At 67.4% G+C, this 16,346-nt stretch carries 16 protein-coding genes; 11 read left to right on the top strand and 5 right to left on the bottom strand.

Going from position 1 to position 16,346, the window contains the following annotated elements; translation table 11 throughout:
• Window positions 1-18: 18 nt before the first annotated feature.
• The 7 genes from GO591_RS10245 (at window position 19) to GO591_RS10215 (ending at window position 8,211) form a co-directional block, all read left to right on the top strand.
• Window positions 19-1,812, top strand: a complete 1,794-nt coding sequence (locus tag GO591_RS10245) for an ABC transporter family substrate-binding protein (protein WP_157156729.1) — start codon at window positions 19-21, stop codon at window positions 1,810-1,812.
• An 83-nt stretch (window positions 1,813-1,895) separates the two neighbouring features.
• Window positions 1,896-3,803: a translational GTPase TypA gene (typA, locus tag GO591_RS10240; protein ID WP_157156728.1), complete on the top strand. Its 1,908-nt coding sequence runs from the start codon at window positions 1,896-1,898 to the stop codon at window positions 3,801-3,803.
• Window positions 3,804-3,807: 4 nt separating this feature from the next.
• Window positions 3,808-4,278: a hypothetical protein gene (locus GO591_RS10235; protein ID WP_157156727.1), complete on the top strand. Its 471-nt coding sequence runs from the start codon at window positions 3,808-3,810 to the stop codon at window positions 4,276-4,278.
• A 25-nt stretch (window positions 4,279-4,303) separates the two neighbouring features.
• Window positions 4,304-5,431 carry a PIG-L family deacetylase gene (locus GO591_RS10230; RefSeq protein ID WP_157156726.1) on the top strand — a complete coding sequence of 376 codons (1,128 nt, stop codon included), beginning with the start codon at window positions 4,304-4,306 and terminating at the stop codon, window positions 5,429-5,431.
• On the top strand, window positions 5,428-5,748 hold the full coding sequence (fdxA, locus tag GO591_RS10225; RefSeq protein WP_157156725.1) for a ferredoxin: 321 nt from the start codon (window positions 5,428-5,430) through the stop codon (window positions 5,746-5,748). The genes GO591_RS10230 and fdxA overlap by 4 nt, the downstream gene beginning before the upstream one ends.
• Entirely contained in the window at window positions 5,748-6,848 is a 1,101-nt protein-coding gene (gene dapC, locus GO591_RS10220; RefSeq protein ID WP_157156724.1) for a succinyldiaminopimelate transaminase, read from the top strand. The genes fdxA and dapC overlap by 1 nt, the downstream gene beginning before the upstream one ends.
• A gap of 61 nt (window positions 6,849-6,909) precedes the next feature.
• Window positions 6,910-8,211 (top strand): citrate synthase, encoded by a 1,302-nt coding sequence (locus GO591_RS10215; protein WP_157156723.1) that lies wholly within the window; start codon window positions 6,910-6,912, stop codon window positions 8,209-8,211.
• Between the two features lie 434 nt (window positions 8,212-8,645).
• Here the strand turns inward: GO591_RS10215 and dapD are convergent, their stop codons facing one another.
• Entirely contained in the window at window positions 8,646-9,599 is a 954-nt protein-coding gene (dapD, locus tag GO591_RS10210; RefSeq protein ID WP_157156722.1) for a 2,3,4,5-tetrahydropyridine-2,6-dicarboxylate N-succinyltransferase, read from the bottom strand.
• Window positions 9,600-9,647: 48 nt separating this feature from the next.
• Between dapD and dapE the strand changes: the two genes are divergently transcribed.
• From dapE to GO591_RS10195, 3 genes are read left to right on the top strand one after another with little or no spacing between them, the layout of a single operon-like run.
• A complete protein-coding gene (gene dapE / locus GO591_RS10205; RefSeq protein ID WP_157156721.1) occupies window positions 9,648-10,739 on the top strand; it encodes a succinyl-diaminopimelate desuccinylase in 1,092 nt (363 codons plus the stop codon).
• On the top strand, window positions 10,736-11,911 hold the full coding sequence (locus tag GO591_RS10200) for a mannosyltransferase family protein (protein ID WP_232466130.1): 1,176 nt from the start codon (window positions 10,736-10,738) through the stop codon (window positions 11,909-11,911). Before dapE ends, GO591_RS10200 begins: the two co-directional genes overlap by 4 nt.
• A gap of 60 nt (window positions 11,912-11,971) precedes the next feature.
• The gene (locus GO591_RS10195; RefSeq protein ID WP_157156719.1) at window positions 11,972-12,142 is read left to right on the top strand and encodes a DUF3117 domain-containing protein; all 171 of its coding nucleotides are present in this window, start codon (window positions 11,972-11,974) and stop codon (window positions 12,140-12,142) included.
• Window positions 12,143-12,205: 63 nt separating this feature from the next.
• Here the strand turns inward: GO591_RS10195 and GO591_RS10190 are convergent, their stop codons facing one another.
• Window positions 12,206-12,838 carry an O-methyltransferase gene (locus tag GO591_RS10190; protein WP_157156718.1) on the bottom strand — a complete coding sequence of 211 codons (633 nt, stop codon included), beginning with the start codon at window positions 12,836-12,838 and terminating at the stop codon, window positions 12,206-12,208.
• A 65-nt stretch (window positions 12,839-12,903) separates the two neighbouring features.
• Between GO591_RS10190 and GO591_RS10185 the strand changes: the two genes are divergently transcribed.
• A complete protein-coding gene (locus tag GO591_RS10185) occupies window positions 12,904-13,287 on the top strand; it encodes a sec-independent translocase (RefSeq protein WP_157156717.1) in 384 nt (127 codons plus the stop codon).
• 29 nt (window positions 13,288-13,316) lie between these two features.
• Here the strand turns inward: GO591_RS10185 and GO591_RS10180 are convergent, their stop codons facing one another.
• The 3 genes from GO591_RS10180 to GO591_RS10170 are packed head-to-tail and all read right to left on the bottom strand — an operon-like array spanning window position 13,317 to window position 16,267.
• On the bottom strand, window positions 13,317-14,459 hold the full coding sequence (locus tag GO591_RS10180) for an Mrp/NBP35 family ATP-binding protein (RefSeq protein ID WP_232466129.1): 1,143 nt from the start codon (window positions 14,457-14,459) through the stop codon (window positions 13,317-13,319).
• Complete coding sequence (locus GO591_RS10175) at window positions 14,452-14,970, bottom strand: DUF1003 domain-containing protein (RefSeq protein ID WP_370455272.1); 519 nt, start codon at window positions 14,968-14,970, stop codon at window positions 14,452-14,454. The genes GO591_RS10180 and GO591_RS10175 overlap by 8 nt, the downstream gene beginning before the upstream one ends.
• Window positions 14,954-16,267 carry a magnesium transporter MgtE N-terminal domain-containing protein gene (locus tag GO591_RS10170; RefSeq protein ID WP_157156716.1) on the bottom strand — a complete coding sequence of 438 codons (1,314 nt, stop codon included), beginning with the start codon at window positions 16,265-16,267 and terminating at the stop codon, window positions 14,954-14,956. The genes GO591_RS10175 and GO591_RS10170 overlap by 17 nt, the downstream gene beginning before the upstream one ends.
• Window positions 16,268-16,346 lie beyond the last annotated feature (79 nt).

Here is a 16,346-nt window from a genome sequence, read left to right as displayed (position 1 = left end):
TCGACTACCCTCGACAGGATGGCACCACGATCTCGAACCCTCGCGGCAGTCGCCTCGGTGGGGCTCGCGGCGCTGCTCGCGGGCTGCACCGACACGGATCCGGTGGTCGCGGGATCGGCGATCTCGGTTGAACTGGCCGGCCCGTTCACCTCGCTGAACGAGGCCACCGGCTTCGGCAACACCGAGACCAACACGGCCGTCGCGTTCGTCACCGGTTCGGATTTCGTCAACTACGACAGCAGCACCGCGCTGGTGCCCGACGAGTCATTCGGCCAAATCGACGTGGTGGCCGAGGAGCCATTCACGGTGCGCTACACCGTGAACGAGGACACCACCTGGTCGGATGGGGTACCGGTGGATGCCGCGGACCTGCTGTTGTCGTGGGCAGCGAACTCGGGCCAGCTGAACACGCCAGACTTCGACGACGCCGACCATCTCGACCCGGAGACCGGCGCCTACCTCAGCCCGCTGCCCGAGGACGTCGTCTTCTTCGACGGCGCGGTGAACTCCGGCCTGCAGAACGTCAGCCAGACACCGGCCATCGGCGACGACTCCCGGTCGATCACGCTGGTCTACGACCGGTACTTCGCCGACTGGCCGCTCGCCTTTTCGCTGGGCGTTCCTGCCCATGTCGTCGCCCGGGAGGCACTCGGCATCGAGAAGCCCGCCGAGGCCAAGCAGGCGATGGTGGACGCGATCGAACAGCGCGACCTCGCGGCGCTGGCCCCGCTGGCCACCGAATGGTCCACCGGATTCACCATCGATCGGTTGCGCGAAGACCCGGACCGGATCGTCACCTCCGGTCCCTACCTGCTTGACGAGCTCATCGAGGGCGAGCCGGTGACCTTCTCGGCGAACCCGCGCTACCGGGGCGAGCACAAGCCTCGCTTCGAGCAGATCCGGCTGCACGCGGGCACCGATCCACTGTCCTCGATCGAGCGGCTCGCCTCGGGCGAACTCGACGTGATCAGCCCCGGGCCGAGCGCCGAGACCGCTGATGCGTTGCGGGATGCCCCGGGGGTCACGGTCGCGGAGGGCATCGACGGCATGTTCGAGCACCTCGACTTCCGGATGGCGAACAGCCGCAACGGCGCGATCGAGAACCCGGCGGTGCGGCAGGCGCTGCTGACCGTGCTGCCCCGGCAGCAGATCGTCGATGCGCTGGTCACCCCGGTGCATGAGAAGGCGGCCCCCCGCGACTCGTTCGTCATCATGCCCGGAACCGACGGCTACGACGAGACCATCAAGCAGAACGGCTCGGACGCGTATGCCCATCCCGACCTGCGGGCTGCCCAGCAGCTCCTCGCCGAGGCGGGCGTCAGCAGTCCCGAGGTCTGTGTGCTGTTCGATCCGTCCAATCCACGGCGAGTACAGCAGTACGAACTGATCCGGGATGCTGCGGCCCCCGCCGGCATCCGAATCACCGACTGCTCCGACCCGGACTGGGTCGAGAAACTCGGGGATCCTGGCGCCTACGACGCCGCCCTGTTCGGCTGGCGCGCGACCAACGTCGGCGTGACCGGACTGGCCGCCCGGCTGCACTCCACGGAGGAGATCAGCAACTTCTCGTTCTACGCCAACCCCGAGGTGGACGCGCTGCTTGCCGAGCTCGCCACCTCAATCGACGACGGTCGGCAGAGCGAGCTGCTCGCCGAAATCGACGCCCTGCTCTGGGCGGATTCCTACGGGGCACCGCTGTACCAATACCCGCAACTGATCGCGCACAGTGACGCGGTCGAAGGCATCAGTCCGTCGCCGCTGCCGCCCGGGGTGTTCTGGAACGTGTGGGAGTGGCAGCCGACCGCCAGCTGAACGCACGCGCAACCGGCAGCCGTTAGAATCGTTCGTCGCGGGCATCCCCGCAGATCTCGACTTCACATTGAGGAAACCCTCGCATGGCAATCGCCACTCGCTCAGACCTTCGTAACGTCGCCATCGTCGCGCACGTCGACCATGGCAAGACGACGCTCGTCGATGCCATGCTCCGGCAGACGAACTCCTTCAGCGCGCACGAGCACCTGGAAGAGCGCGCCATGGACTCCAACGAGCTGGAGCGCGAAAAGGGCATCACGATCCTCGCCAAGAACACGGCCGTCTCCTACAACGGCTTGCACGCCGGCGACAAGCCGATCACCATCAACGTGATCGACACCCCCGGCCACGCCGACTTCGGCGGTGAGGTCGAGCGCGGCCTCAGCATGGTCGACGGCGTTGTGCTGCTGGTCGACTCCAGTGAGGGCCCGCTGCCGCAGACCCGCTTCGTGCTGCGCAAGGCGCTGGCCGCCAAGCTGCCCGTCATCCTGCTGGTGAACAAGACCGACCGTGCCGACGCGCGCATCGACGAGGTCGTTGCCGAGAGCCAGGACCTGCTCCTGGGACTGGCCAGCGACATGGCAGACGAGGTTCCCGACCTCGACCTGGACGCCATCCTCGACGTTCCCGTCGTCTACGCCTCCGGCCGCAACGGTGCCGCCAGCGCGAACAAGCCCGCCAACGGTGAGCTGCCGGACAACGCCGACCTCGAGCCGCTGTTCGAGGCGATCCTCAAGCACATCCCGGCGCCCACCTATGACGACGAGCACCCGCTGCAGGCCTGGGTCACCAACCTCGACTCCTCGCCGTTCCTCGGTCGCCTCGCGCTTCTGCGTGTCTTCCAGGGCACCATCAAGAAGGGCCAGACCGTCGCCTGGATGAAGCATGACGGCAGCGTGCACAACGTGCGCGTCACCGAGCTGTTCATCACCAAGGCGCTTGACCGCTACCCGGCCGAGTCCGCCGGCCCTGGCGACATCGTCGCCGTCGCCGGTTTCCCCGACATCACCATCGGCGAGACCCTGGCCGACGCCGAAGACCCTCGCCCGCTGCCGACCATCCAGATCGACGACCCGGCGATCTCGATGACGATCGGCACCAACACCTCGCCGCTGGTCGGCAAGGTCAAGGGCCACAAACTCACCGCGCGCATGGTCAAGGACCGCCTCGACAAGGAGCTGGTCGGCAACGTCTCGCTCAAGGTCGTCGACATCGGGCGTCCGGATGCCTGGGAGGTGCAGGGCCGCGGCGAGCTGGCGCTCGCGATCCTCGTCGAGCAGATGCGCCGTGAGGGCTTCGAACTCACCGTCGGCAAGCCGCAGGTTGTGACCAAGAAGGTCGACGGCAAGGTTCACGAGCCGTACGAGCACCTCACCATCGACGCGCCGGAGGAATACCTCGGCTCGATCACCCAGTTGCTTGCCGCCCGCAAGGGCCGCATGGACGGCATGTCGAACCACGGCACCGGCTGGGTGCGCATGGAGTTCATCGTGCCCTCGCGCGGCCTGATCGGCTTCCGCACCGAGTTCCTCACCGCCACCCGCGGTACCGGCATCGCCAACGCGCTCTTCCACGGCTACGACGAGTGGGCCGGCAGCATCAACACGCGCAGCAACGGCTCGATCGTGGCCGACCGTGCCGGTGTGGTCACCCCGTTCGCGATCATCGCCCTGCAGGAGCGCATGACCTTCTTCGTCAACCCGACCGAAGAGGTCTACGAGGGCATGGTCATCGGCGAGAACTCGCGTGCCGACGACATGGACGTCAACATCACCAAGGAAAAGAAGCTGACCAACATGCGTCAGTCGACCGCCGACAACTTCGAGTCGATGACCCCGTCTCGGCAGCTGTCGCTGGAAGAGTGCCTCGAGTTCGCCCGTGAGGACGAGTGTGTCGAGGTCACGCCCGGCATGGTGCGCATCCGTAAGGTGGAGCTCGACCAGAACGCTCGTGCCCGGCTGACCTCACGACTCAAGAAACAGGATGCTTGACCCTATGCGTCGCACACTGATCGCCGCCGCGCTTGCGGCCACTCTCACTGCCTCCCTGTCCGCGTGCAGCGTGGTCGACAATGTGGTGGAAGGGGCCGTCAACGAGGGCGTCGAACAGCTGAGCGGGGGAGTTGAGGGTCTCGTCTCCGAGGCGCTCGGGGGCGCTGAGCTGACCACCGACGGATCGCTGCCCGAGAGCTTCCCGGCTGGCGTGCCGCTGGTTCCCGGGACCGTGCTCGGCGGCGGCACGGGACCGAACAATTCCGGCTGGGCCGCGCGGATCGAGTTGACCTCCGCCACCGAGTTCACCGCCGCGCAGAAGCTGCTCGAGGACGCCGGATTCAGTGGTTCGGGGATCAGCTCCGACCCGTCCAGCGGATTCGGGACGTTCACCTCCTCCGCCTACACGGTCACCCTCACCGTCACCACGACCGATGGGGTTGCCGTCGCGACGTACGTCGTCACGCCTCGCTGACCGGGCGGGCACAGTGCCGAGACATGTGCTCTTCGTTCACGCTCACCCTGACGACGAATCCATCTCGACCGGTGGGACGATCGCGGCGCTGATCGACGCGGGTACCCCCGTCACCGTTCTCACGCTGACCCGTGGCGAACTCGGTGAGGTCATCCCCGAGGAGCTCCGGCACCTGCAGGGGACGGATGCCCTCGCCGGCCTGCGCGAGCTGGAACTGGCGAACGCGATCGCGGCGCTCGGGGTGACCGACCAGCGCTTCCTTGGCGACGAGAACGCCCGTTGGCCGGGCCGTGAGCCGCGCCGCTACCTCGACTCGGGCATGCAGTGGGGCGAGAACGGGGCGGAACCGCTGCCGGGCATCTCTGCGGAGTCATTGTCAGCGGCGACGCTCGGCGAGGTGGCATCCGACATCGCCGCCGTGATCACCGAGACATCCGCTGACCTGGTGATCAGCTACGACCGCGACGGCGGTTACGGTCACCCGGACCACGTGCGCGCGCACACGGCGGCGAAGCTGGCGGCGGATGTCGCCGGTGCGCACTTCTGGGCGATCGCATCAGAGAACGCCGAAGGCGCCATCCCGGTCGATGTCAGCGCGGTGCTCGACCGCAAACGAGCCGCGCTGACGGCGCATTCCACCCAATTGCGGGTGACCGAGACCAGCTATGAGCTGTCCAACGGCACCGTCACACCGATCGCCGACGTGGAGTACTACCTGCCCCTGCAAGCCGAGGAGACCGCCGCCGACGGTCGGAGCGGGAAGCTCGCCGGGGTCTGGCCGAAGATCGCGGCATCCGTTCTCGCCCTCATGACCGGCGCACTGGCCGGAGCCATCGGCACCGCGACACACCAGAGCATCCCGCCGTTCGGGATTGCCTTGGCCCTGCTGATGGTGCTCTGCCTGCTCGGCGGGTTCCGCGTCCTGTTCGCCAGCCGGCTGACCGCCGCCGCGGCCGCGGTCGGTGTGCTCGGCGCCGTCGCGATGTTCTCCGGCAGCGGGCCGGGCGGCTCCGTGCTGGTCCCGGCGACGGATCTCGGTTACTGGTGGACCTTCGGTCCCGCGGTCGTGGCATTCGTGGTGCTCGCGTGGCCGCGGCTGCCCGCGCGTAGGATGGATACTGTCCCCGAAGTAAAGGAACGTGTACAGCCGTGACCTACGTCATCGCCCTTCCCTGCGTCGATGTTCTCGACCGCGCCTGCGTCGACGAATGCCCCGTTGACTGCATCTACGAGGGCGACCGGATGCTGTACATCCACCCCGACGAATGCGTCGACTGCGGCGCCTGCGAGCCGGTCTGCCCGGTCGAGGCGATCTACTACGAGGACGACCTGCCCGAGCAGTGGGCGGACTACTACAAGGCGAACGTCGAGTTCTTCGACGAGATCGGTTCCCCCGGCGGCGCCGCCAAGGTGGGCAAGATCGCCGGTGACCACCCGGTGGTCGCAGCCCTGCCGCCGCAGGCCGGCTAGTGCGGCCGCTGGACCTGCCGGACTTTCCCTGGGACTCACTGCAGCCGTACGCCGAGACCGCGCGGAAGCATCCCGGTGGGATGGTCGACCTTTCGGTCGGATCGCCGGTCGATGAGACCCCGCAGCTGATTCGGGATGCCCTGGCCGAGGCCACTGACGCGCACTCCTACCCGGCCACGGCGGGAACGCCGGCGCTTCGCGAGGGCATCGTCGCCTGGTACGCGCGCCGTCGCGCCGTGCCCGGCCTCAGCCCGGACAACGTGATGCCGACGATCGGTTCGAAGGAACTGGTCGCCTCGCTCGCGTTCATGCTCGGCGTACGGCCGGGCGATGCTGTGGTGTACCCCGCGGTCGCCTATCCGACCTATGCGATCGGTGCGGCGTTGGCCGGCGCCGACGCCATTGCCGAGTCCGACCCCAGCCGCTGGCCGGCGAACACGCGCCTGGTCTGGTTGAACAGCCCCGGCAACCCGGACGGCGGCGTGCTTGAGACGGACGCCCTGCGCGCTGCGGTTGCGCGGGCACGGGAACTCGGCGCGGTGATCGTGAACGACGAGTGCTACGCCGAACTGAACTGGGCGGGCGACGAGCCGACCCCCTCGATCCTTGATCCACGGGTCAGCGACGGAGATCTGAGAGACCTGTTGTCGGTGTACTCGCTCAGCAAGCAGTCGAACCTGGCCGGGTACCGCGCCGGGTTCATCGCCGGCGACGCTCGGCTGGTGCAGCGGCTGCTTGCGGTGCGCAAGCACGCCGGGCTCATGCCGCCTGCGCCCGTGCAGCACGCGATGACGGTGGCCCTGGCCGACGACCGGCACGTCGCCGAACAGCGTGAGAAGTACCGGGCCCGCCGCGACATCCTCGTTCCCGCGCTCGAGGGCGCCGGGTTCCGGATCGACGCCAGCACCGCAGGCCTCTACCTCTGGGTGACCGAGGACCGGCCGGCCTGGGAGACCGTCGGACGACTCGCGGACGCCGGCATCCTGTGCGCCCCGGGCGTCTACTACGGGGATGAGATGTCCAGGCACGTGCGGGTCGGATTGACGGCATCCGATGAACGGATCCGGGCCGCCGCGGGCCGGCTTGGCGATTTCGCCTAACGGATTCGCGCTCGCTTTGGCGGTTGTCACAGTAGCCTCGGGACTCCAATAGGCTGTAGCCGTGAATGATCTCGCCGACGACTCTCAGAAGGCCACTCTTCACTTTCCCGGGGGTACCGCCGATTTTCCGATAGTCAAGAGTGCTGACGGGGCATCCGTCATCGACATCTCGACCTTCAAGAAGCAGACCGGTTTCAACACCTACGACAACGGGTTTGTGAACACCGCCGCCGCCAAGAGCGCGATCACGTACATCGACGGTGATGCGGGCATCCTGCGCTACCGCGGCTACGCGATCGAAGACATCGCCAAGAACTCGACCTTCCTCGAGGTGGCGTGGCTGCTCATCTACGGTGAGTTGCCGACCGCGACGCAGCTGGCGGAGTTCGACGAGAAGATCCGCCGCCACACCCTGCTGCACGAGGACCTCAAGCGCTTCTTCGACGCGCTGCCGCACACCGCACACCCGATGTCGGTGCTCTCGAGCGCGGTCTCGGCACTGTCGACGTTCTATGAGAACTCGCTCAGCGTGCACGACCCGGAGCAGATCGAGATCTCCACGATCCGGCTGCTCGCCAAGCTGCCCGTGATCGCGGCGTATGCGCACAAGAAGAGCCTCGGGCAGGCGTTCCTGTACCCGGACAACTCGCTCAGCTTCGTCGACAACTTCCTGCGGCTGAACTTCGGCACCCAGGCCGAACCGTACGAGGTGAACCCGGTGGTCAGCGCCGCCCTCGACCGGCTGCTGATCCTGCACGAAGACCACGAGCAGAACGCCTCCACCTCCACGGTGCGACTGGTCGGCTCGACCGAGGCCAACCTGTTCTCGTCGGTGTCGGCCGGCATCAACGCGCTCTACGGCCCGCTGCACGGCGGGGCGAACGAGGCCGTGCTGAACATGCTGGCCGAGATCCGCGACTCCGGTGAGGGCGTCAAGCGCTTCATCGAGCGGGTCAAGAACAAGGAAGAGGGCGTGCGCCTGATGGGCTTCGGCCACCGGGTGTACAAGAGCTTCGACCCGCGGGCGACCTTGGTCAAGGAGAGCGCCGAGCAGGTGCTGAACGCCCTCGGCGTGAACGACCCGCTGCTCGAACTCGCGATGGAGCTCGAAGAGGCCGCCCTCGCCGACGACTACTTCGTGAGCCGCAAGCTGTACCCCAACGTCGACTTCTACACCGGCGTCATCTACAAGGCGATGGGCTTCCCGACCCGCATGTTCACGGTGCTGTTCGCGATCGGCCGGCTACCCGGCTGGATCGCGCACTGGCGTGAGGCGAACGCGGATGCCGCGACCAAGATCGGCCGTCCGCAGCAGTTGTACACGGGGCATCCGGCCCGCGAGTGGCCCACCAACCACCGCTGAGTTCACTCAGTCAGCAAACCCCGCCCGGGCTTTCGGGCGGGGTTTGCTCGTTTGCGGGGTGTGCACCAACTCCTCCTCCATGCAGGCCCGTCGCTAAGTGAGGAGCTTTTGCGCGACGCCGCTTCAATCAGCCAAGTTGCACGGCGTGGTGCCTCATCTCCTCGGTTACCGACGCAGGCGAGGCTGCATAACGCAGGACTTTTTCGGTGGCACGCCGCTCAGGCGGGACGTTTCCGCGGCGTGTTTCGCGAAACTCCTGAGTTATGTGGGAACGGTGCGCTGATGCGCCGGCGTCGACGCGAACTCGTCGCTCCATGCAGGCCGGTCGCTAAGTGAGGAGCTTCCTGCGCCACGCCGCTTCAATCAGCCGGGTTGCCCGGCGTGTCGCTTGAAATCCTCAGTAACCGACAGTGCTGCGCGTTACGCACAACCGGTTACGCGTGCAGTGCCTCGTTCAGCACGACACCGTGGCCGGAGCGGGGGAGTACCTCGACGGCACCGCTCTGCGAGTTGCGCCGGAACAGCAGCCCGGGAACCCCGCTCAGCTCGACCGCCTTGACCGTGCGCGGACCGCCGCCCGGGGCGGCCACGCCGTCGAGCACCGCCACCTTGGTGCCGGCCGTCACGTACAGGCCCGCCTCGACGACCGAGTCGTCACCGATCGAGATGCCGATGCCGGAGTTCGCGCCGAGCAACGCCCGCTGGCCGATCGCCACACGCTGGGTGCCACCACCCGACAGGGTGCCCATGATCGACGCGCCGCCGCCGACATCCGAACCGTCACCGACCACGACGCCCTGCGAGATCCGGCCCTCGACCATGGAGGCGCCGAGCGTGCCGGCGTTGAAGTTCACGAAGCCCTCGTGCATGACCGTGGTGCCCGGGGCGAGGTGCGCGCCGAGGCGCACCCGGTTGGCGTCGCCGATGCGCACGCCCGCCGGGGCGACATAGTCGAGCAGACGCGGGAACTTGTCAATCGACACCACCGAGATGCCGGCGCGCTGCAGCGACATCCGACGGGTGGTGAAATCATCCGGATGCACCGGGCCGGCAGTCGTCCAGACGACGATCGGCAGGTGGCTGAAGATTCCGTCGAGGTTGATGCTGTTCGGGGCGACCAGCAGGTGGCTGAGCAGGTGCAGGCGCAGGTAGGCGTCCGGGGTGGAAGCGGGCGCGGCATCCAGGTCGATCTCCACCGTGGTGAAGTCGATACGCACGTTGCGGCGCTCGTCGGTGCCTGTCTGCCTGTCGAGCTCCGCGGGGGCGATGTACGGGTCTTGTTCGGCCGGCCGCGCGCCGAGCTGCGGGTTCGGGAACCAGGAGTCGAGGGTGGTGCCGTTCGCGGCGATGGTGACGAGGCCGTAGCCCCAAGCCGTGCGTGAAGTCATGCATCAAGGGTATCGATTGCCGAGCATCGCTAAGCTGACATGGTGCCGGTGACCGACCCCACCCTTCCGATCCTCGATCTCACCCAGACCTCGATTGATATCACTCGCCAGTTGTGCGACATCGAGTCCGTCTCGGGCAATGAGCGTCATCTTGCCGACGCCATCCAGGCTGCCCTCGAAGGGCACGATCATTTGGAGATCACTCGCAACGGCGACGCGATCGTCGCCCGCACCAACCTGGGCCGCCGTCAGCGCGTGGTGATCGCCGGGCACATCGACACCGTGCCGGTGAACAACAACCTCCCAACCCGGTTCGAACGCATCGACGGCGTGGAATACCTCTGGGGGCGCGGCACGGTCGACATGAAGGCCGGCTGCGCGGTGCAGCTCAAGCTCGCCGCGGAATTGACCGTCCCGGCCGTGGATGTCACCTGGATCTGGTACGACCACGAAGAGGTCTCCGCCGACCTGAACGGGCTTGGCCGCCTCGCGCGCGAGCACCCCGAACTGCTTGTCGGCGACTTCGCCATCCTTGGCGAACCCACTTCCGCCGAGGTCGAGGGCGGCTGCAACGGCAACCTCCGGTTCGAGCTGCGCACGAGCGGACTGCGCGCCCACAGCGCCCGCGCCTGGGTCGGCCATAATGCGATCCACGACCTCGCCCCGGTGCTCACCACCCTCGCCGACTACCAACCGCGTGAGGTCGAGGTCGAGGGACTCGTCTACCGGGAGGGACTGAACGCCGTCGGCATCTCCGGCGGTGTCGCCGGCAACGTCATCCCCGACCAGGCCGACCTGCACATCAATTACCGCTTCGCGCCCAGCCGCTCCGTTGCCGAGGCGATCGACCACATGCGTGAACTGTTCGAGGGCTACGAGATCACCGTCGTCGACGAGGCGGAGGGCGCCCGGCCCGGCCTTGACGCGCCGCTCGCTCAACACTTCCTGCACGCGGTTGGCGGGGCCGCGAAACCGAAATACGGTTGGACGGATGTCGCCCGCTTCTCGATGCTCGGCATCCCTGCCGTGAATTACGGACCGGGCAACCCACTGAAGGCGCACGCTGACGACGAACGAGTCGCCGTGTGGGAGATCACCGAATGCGAGCACGGACTGCGCACCTGGCTCACCGAGGGGTGAGGCTCTACACCCGCACCCGCTGGTGGGTGAAAGTACTTGCCGTCTTCGTCCTCTCCCGCATCGTCACCACGACGATCATGCTCGTCTTCGCGAGCCAGCAGCAGCAGAACGCCTGGACCCCGGCGAACCCGAACTACACCGACTTCGCCACCATCTGGGACGGTCACTGGTACTACATCATCGCCATGGCCGGCTACCCGAACGTGCTGCCGGTCACCGACGACGGCCACGTCGGTGAGAACGCCTGGGCGTTCATGCCGGTCTACCCGTGGCTTGTGCGGCTGCTGACGGAGCTCACACTGGTGCCTTACGACGTCGTCGCCGTGGCGGTCTCCGTGCTGGCGGCGGCAGGCACTGCGCTGGTGTTCTACCGCCTCATGCTGCACGTGCTCGGCGACCCGAGCCGGGCACTGTTCTCGGTGGTGCTGTTCTGCGTCGCCCCGCTGTCCCCGATCCTGCAGGTCGCCTATGCCGAGTCGCTGCACCTGCTGCTGCTCACCACCTCGCTGCTGCTGGTCGTGCAGCGCCGCTACGAGTGGCTGTTCCCGGTCGTGGCAGTCGCCTCGCTCGTGCGCCCGACGGGGCTCGCGTTCGCTTTATTCCTCGTGCTGCATGTGGCCTACCGCTGGTGGAATCGCCGACGTGAACCGTTCGGGCGGCGTGAGCTGGTGACATCCGCGTCCCTGGCCTTGTTCAGCGGCGTGATGGGCCTGGCCTGGCTGCTGATCGCCTGGGTGGTCACCGGGTCACTCACCGCCTACACCGACACGGAGATGGCGTGGCGGGCGGCGTACATCGGCCACCAGCACCTGATCCCCTTCACGCCATGGGTGCAGGGAGCCAACTGGTGGCTGGGCGCGCCGCTCGGTGCGCTCCTGCTGCTCGTTGCGGTTGTGCTGTTCGCCTGGTTCATGTTCACCCCATGGGTGAAGCGCATCGGCGTGGACTTGCGGTTGTGGGTCGCCAGTTACGTGATCTACCTGCTCGCGGTGTTCTTCCCGCAGTCGAGCACCTTCCGGCTGCTGATGCCGATCTTCCCGCTGCTCGGGGCGCTCGCTGTGCCCCGGTCGCGACTGTTCCGGGTGGGCCTGGTGCTGCTCGGAATCGCCGGTCAGATCGGCTGGATGTACATCGGCTGGTGGGTCGATGGGGCTGACTGGACGCCCCCGTGATTTTCATGATCAGCACTCATGGACGATAATGGGTAAGGAATCCAACGAAAGGGGAGACTTATGGCAGCCATGAAACCGCGGACCGGTGACGGACCCATGGAGGCTGTCAAGGAGGGTCGTCTCATCATCGTGCGGGTGCCGCTTGAGGGTGGCGGTCGCCTGGTCGTGTCGGTCAACGACGCCGAGGCCAAGGAACTCCATGACGCACTCGCCGGAGTAATCTCCGCATAGGCGAGGCCTTAGACAGAAAAGCCGGTGACCGCAGTGCGGTCACCGGCTTCTTCTATCTGGCTTCTATTCGGCGATCTTCGTCAGCTGCAGCAGGCCGTCGCCCACGGGGGAGAGGGCGCTGATCACGGCGCTGGATGCCGCGATCTCAGTCAGCAGCAGGCGGAAGTCGGCCACCGTGTCATCGCGCTGCGCCGGGTCTGCGACGCGGTCACGCCACAGCGCATGAGCCACCAGCACCGTGCCGCCGACACGCGCGAGGCGCAGGCCGTGCTCGACGTATTCGATCACCGAGTGCGGGTCGGCGTCGACGAAGACGATGTCATATGACCCTTCGTTCATACGCGGCAGCACCTCACGCGCGCGGCCGGTGATCAGGCGGGTGCGCGCGGCGGGGATGCCGGCATCGGCGAACATGCGCCGGGCGGTCTGCTGGTAATCCAGTTCGCTGTCGATCGAGGTGAGCGTGGCGTTCGGGGCACCGGTGAACAGCCACAGTCCGCTGACGCCGACCCCCGTGCCGATCTCGACGATGTTCGAGGCGTTGGTGGCCGCGGCGATCACCGCGAGCTGCGCGCCGACCGCAGCGGAGATGGGCTCGATGCCCTGCTCCAATGAGTGGTGGCGTGCCTGGATGATTTCGGGAGTCTCGACCACGAACTCCTCGGCGAACTTCCAGTTCAATTCTTTTTCAGACACGCACGCTCCTTGCTCTTTCCCAAGGGTAGGGGGTTGGCCCAGCGAACCCGGGCTATTCTGGGCGGGTGTTCGGGTTGACTTTCGAGAAGCTGTTGATCATCGGCATCCTTGCCGTGTTCCTTCTCGGCCCCGAACGGCTGCCGTACTACGCGGGCAAGCTCGGCGAACTGATCCGGCAACTGCGACGCATGGCGAATGGCGCCAAGGACCGCATGCGCGAGGAGATGGGCCCGGAGTTCGACGATGTCGACTGGAAGAAGCTCGACCCGCGCCAGTATGACCCGAGGCGCATCATTCGCGAGGCGCTGGTCGACGATGACGACGTCGCCCCGGCGCCGGTGGCTGCTGCTGTCGCGGTGACGCCGACCGTGCGTGAGTCCGCGTACGCGCAGCGCCAGCGGATGCTCAAGGAAGGCCGCCCTGCCCCGTTCGACGACGAGGCCACGTAGGAGTCACAGCGGGGTGCGCCGCGCTGGGTTCAGTTGACGCTGAAGCCGAGCTTCCGGCCCGCGAGGTTGCGGCCGCGGGTGGCGAGCACGTCAGCGACGGATGCGATCGCTTGCGCCGCGGGATCTGCGGGGTCGGCAAGCACGATCGGCTCCCCGGTGTCACCGCCGGCCCGCAACGCGATGCTCAGCGGCACAGAGGCCATCAGCGGCACGTCCAGGCGCCGAGCGGTCTCCGCCCCACCGCCAGACCCGAACAGCTCCAGGACGCTGCCGTCGGCCTGTGCGAGCCCCGCCATGTTCTCGACCACCCCGAGCACGCTCTGCCCGGTCTGCCTGGCGACGAGACCGCTGCGCTCCGCGACATCCGCCGCCGCCGGCTGCGGGGTGGTGACCACGAGCACCTCGGCGTGCGGCAGCAGCTGCCCGAGGGTGATTGCCACGTCGCCGGTGCCGGGCGGCAGATCGAGCAGCAGCACGTCCAGGTCGCCGAAGTACACGTCGGTGAGGAACTGCTGGATCGTCCGGTGCAGCATCGGTCCGCGCCAGGCCACGGCGGTCGAGGTGTTCTCGACGAACATTCCGATCGAGATGACCTTCACGCCGTGCACGACCGGCGGCAGGATCATGTCGTTCACCTGCGTCGGCTTCGCGCCTTCGATGCCGAGGATGCCGGGGATCGAGAAGCCGAACACGTCGGCGTCGACCAGCCCGACCTTGAGTCCGCGGCTGGCGAGCGAGACGGCAAGGTTCGCGGTCAGCGTGGACTTGCCGACCCCGCCCTTGCCGCTGGTCACCGCGTAGATGCTGGTGAGCGAGTCCGGGCCGAACTGCAGCGTCTTGGACCGCCCGCCGCGGAGCTTCTCGGTCAGCGCCTGCCGCTGCGCAGGGGTCATCACCGTCACATCGACGGTCACCTCGGTGACACCGTCAACGGCGGCTGTCGCGGCGCGGACGTCGCGTTCGATGGTGTCAGCCGCCGGACATCCGACAATCGTCAATTGCACGCCCACGGTCGCGTGACCGGCTTCGACCCGGATGTCGCGGACCATGTCCAGCTCGGTGATGGGCTTGCGGATCTCCGGGTCGATCACCCGGCCGAGCGCGGTGCGGATCGAGTCTGCAGTGGGATGGTTTCGAGACGCGTCCTCCTGCGTCGGGCGCTCCTCAACCACCGGAAGTCGGCTCCCTGGAGGTGCCCTTGTCGCGGTCGAGTTCCTCGAGCAAGGTGCGCAGCTCGCCGCGGATGAAGTCCTTCGACGCCATGTCCTTCATGGCCAGCCGCAGGGCGACCACCTCGCGGGCGAGGTACTCGGTGTCGGCCAGGTTCCGTTCCGCGCGCTGGCGGTCCTGCTCGATCTGCACGCGGTCGCGGTCGTCCTGCCGGTTCTGCGCGAGCAGCAGCAGCGGTGCGGCGTAGGACGCCTGCAGCGACAGGATGAGCGTCAGCAGCGGGAACTTCTGCGCCTCAGGGTCGAACTGGTTACCCGGCGACGCGAGGGTGTTGTAGGTCAGCCACAGGCCACAGAAGATGGTCATCCCGAGCAGGAACCAGGGCGTGCCCATGCCGCGCGCAAAGGACTCGGTCATCCGGCCGAACCGGTCACGGCCGCGGAACCGTGCGGTGAACGGGGTGCGGAGGCCCTTCGGGGCATCCATCCGGGAGTTGTTATCGTTCCGTGCCACGTGCGGTCCTCCTTCCCTGTGCTGTGCTGAGCGGTCGTTTGCGGATGCGCGGACGGGGTTCGTCCGCGTCCGCACTTCGCCAGTCTTCCGGCAGCAGGTAGTCGAGGACATCATCGATGGTCACCACCCCGACCAGGCGGTGGTTGTCATCGACCACGGGCACGGAGACCAGGTCATAACTGGCGAGGATGCGCGAGACCTCGGCCGCGGATGAGGTTGCCCGCACCGGCTCGAGGTTCTGATCGAGCAGGGTGCCGAGGCGTTCACCTGGCGGGTAGCGCAGCATCCGCTGGAAGTGCACCATGCCGAGGAACCGGCCGGTCGGGGTCTCATAGGGCGGCAGCGTCACGCAGACCGCGGCGCCGAGGGCGGGGGCCAGTTCGTGCCGGCGGATCAGGGCGAGCGCTTCGGCGACGGTGGCGTCGGCCGAGACGATGATCGGCTCGGTCGTCATCAGGCCGCCGGCGGTGTCGGCGTCGTAGGCGAGCAGCATGCGCACGTCCTCGGCCTCTTCCGGCTCCATCAGGCCGAGCAGCGCCTCACCGCGCTCCTCGGAGAGTTGCGCGATCAGGTCGGCGGCGTCATCCGGCTGCATGTGGTCGAGCACGTCGGCGGCGCGCTTGTCGTCGAGCTCGTTCAGGATGTCGACCTGATCCGTCTCGGGCATCTCCTCGAGCGCGTCGGCGAGCCGGTCGTCGGACAGTTCCTCGGCCACCTCGTGGCGGCGCTCCGGCGGCAGGTCGAGCAGCGTGTTCGCGAGGTCAGCCGGCAGCAGGTCGGCGTAGGTCGCGATCAGGTGCTCGGCGCTCTGGGTCTCGCCGGTTGCGTTCTTCTCCCGCACCTCCGACCAGTCGGCGAAGACGGTGGGTCCCTTACCGAACGGTGCGGCGCTCGTGCGGGGCCGTCGCAGGAACAGTTGGCCGATTTCCCACTCGCTGGGGGCCACCGCTTCGATCGCGACGTCTTCGATGGTGGCCTCGCCGGAGCCGTCGGCGAGGAAGACCTTGCGGCCGAGCAGTTCGGCGATCACCCGCACCTCGCCGCCGCGCTGTTCGAAGCGGCGGAGGTTGATCAGCCCGGTGGTGATGATCTGTCCGGAGCCGATCGAGGTGACCCGGCCGATCGACATGAACACCCGCCGCTTGCCGGGCACCTCGACGATCATGCCCACCACGCGGGGCGCGCCATCCTTGCGGTACACAACGAGGACGTCGCGAACCTTGCCCACGCGATCGCCCGCGGGGTCGAAAACAGAGCACCCGGCCAGGCGGGCTACGAAGACTCTGGTGGCGCTCACATTCACAGGTTAGCCGGTCGGTCAGGCCCGGTCGTCCCAGTAATTCAGGGAATCCGACACTGGCGGGTGCGAGAATAGG

Origin of the sequence: Diaminobutyricimonas sp. LJ205, assembly GCF_009755725.1 — a bacterium.
Lineage (GTDB): Bacteria > Actinomycetota > Actinomycetes > Actinomycetales > Microbacteriaceae > Ruicaihuangia.
The sequence above is the reverse complement of the archived record's forward strand: the minus strand, read 5'-3'. Positions and strand labels throughout refer to the sequence as shown.

Coding starts and splice junctions, on each gene's coding strand:
- GO591_RS10245 (WP_157156729.1), top strand. CDS start 19: ATGGCACCACGATCTCGAACCCTCGCGGCAGTCGCCTCGGTGGGGCTC.
- typA (WP_157156728.1), top strand. CDS start 1,896: ATGGCAATCGCCACTCGCTCAGACCTTCGTAACGTCGCCATCGTCGCG.
- GO591_RS10235 (WP_157156727.1), top strand. CDS start 3,808: ATGCGTCGCACACTGATCGCCGCCGCGCTTGCGGCCACTCTCACTGCC.
- dapD (WP_157156722.1), bottom strand. CDS start 9,599: ATGACTTCACGCACGGCTTGGGGCTACGGCCTCGTCACCATCGCCGCG.
- GO591_RS10195 (WP_157156719.1), top strand. CDS start 11,972: ATGGCAGCCATGAAACCGCGGACCGGTGACGGACCCATGGAGGCTGTC.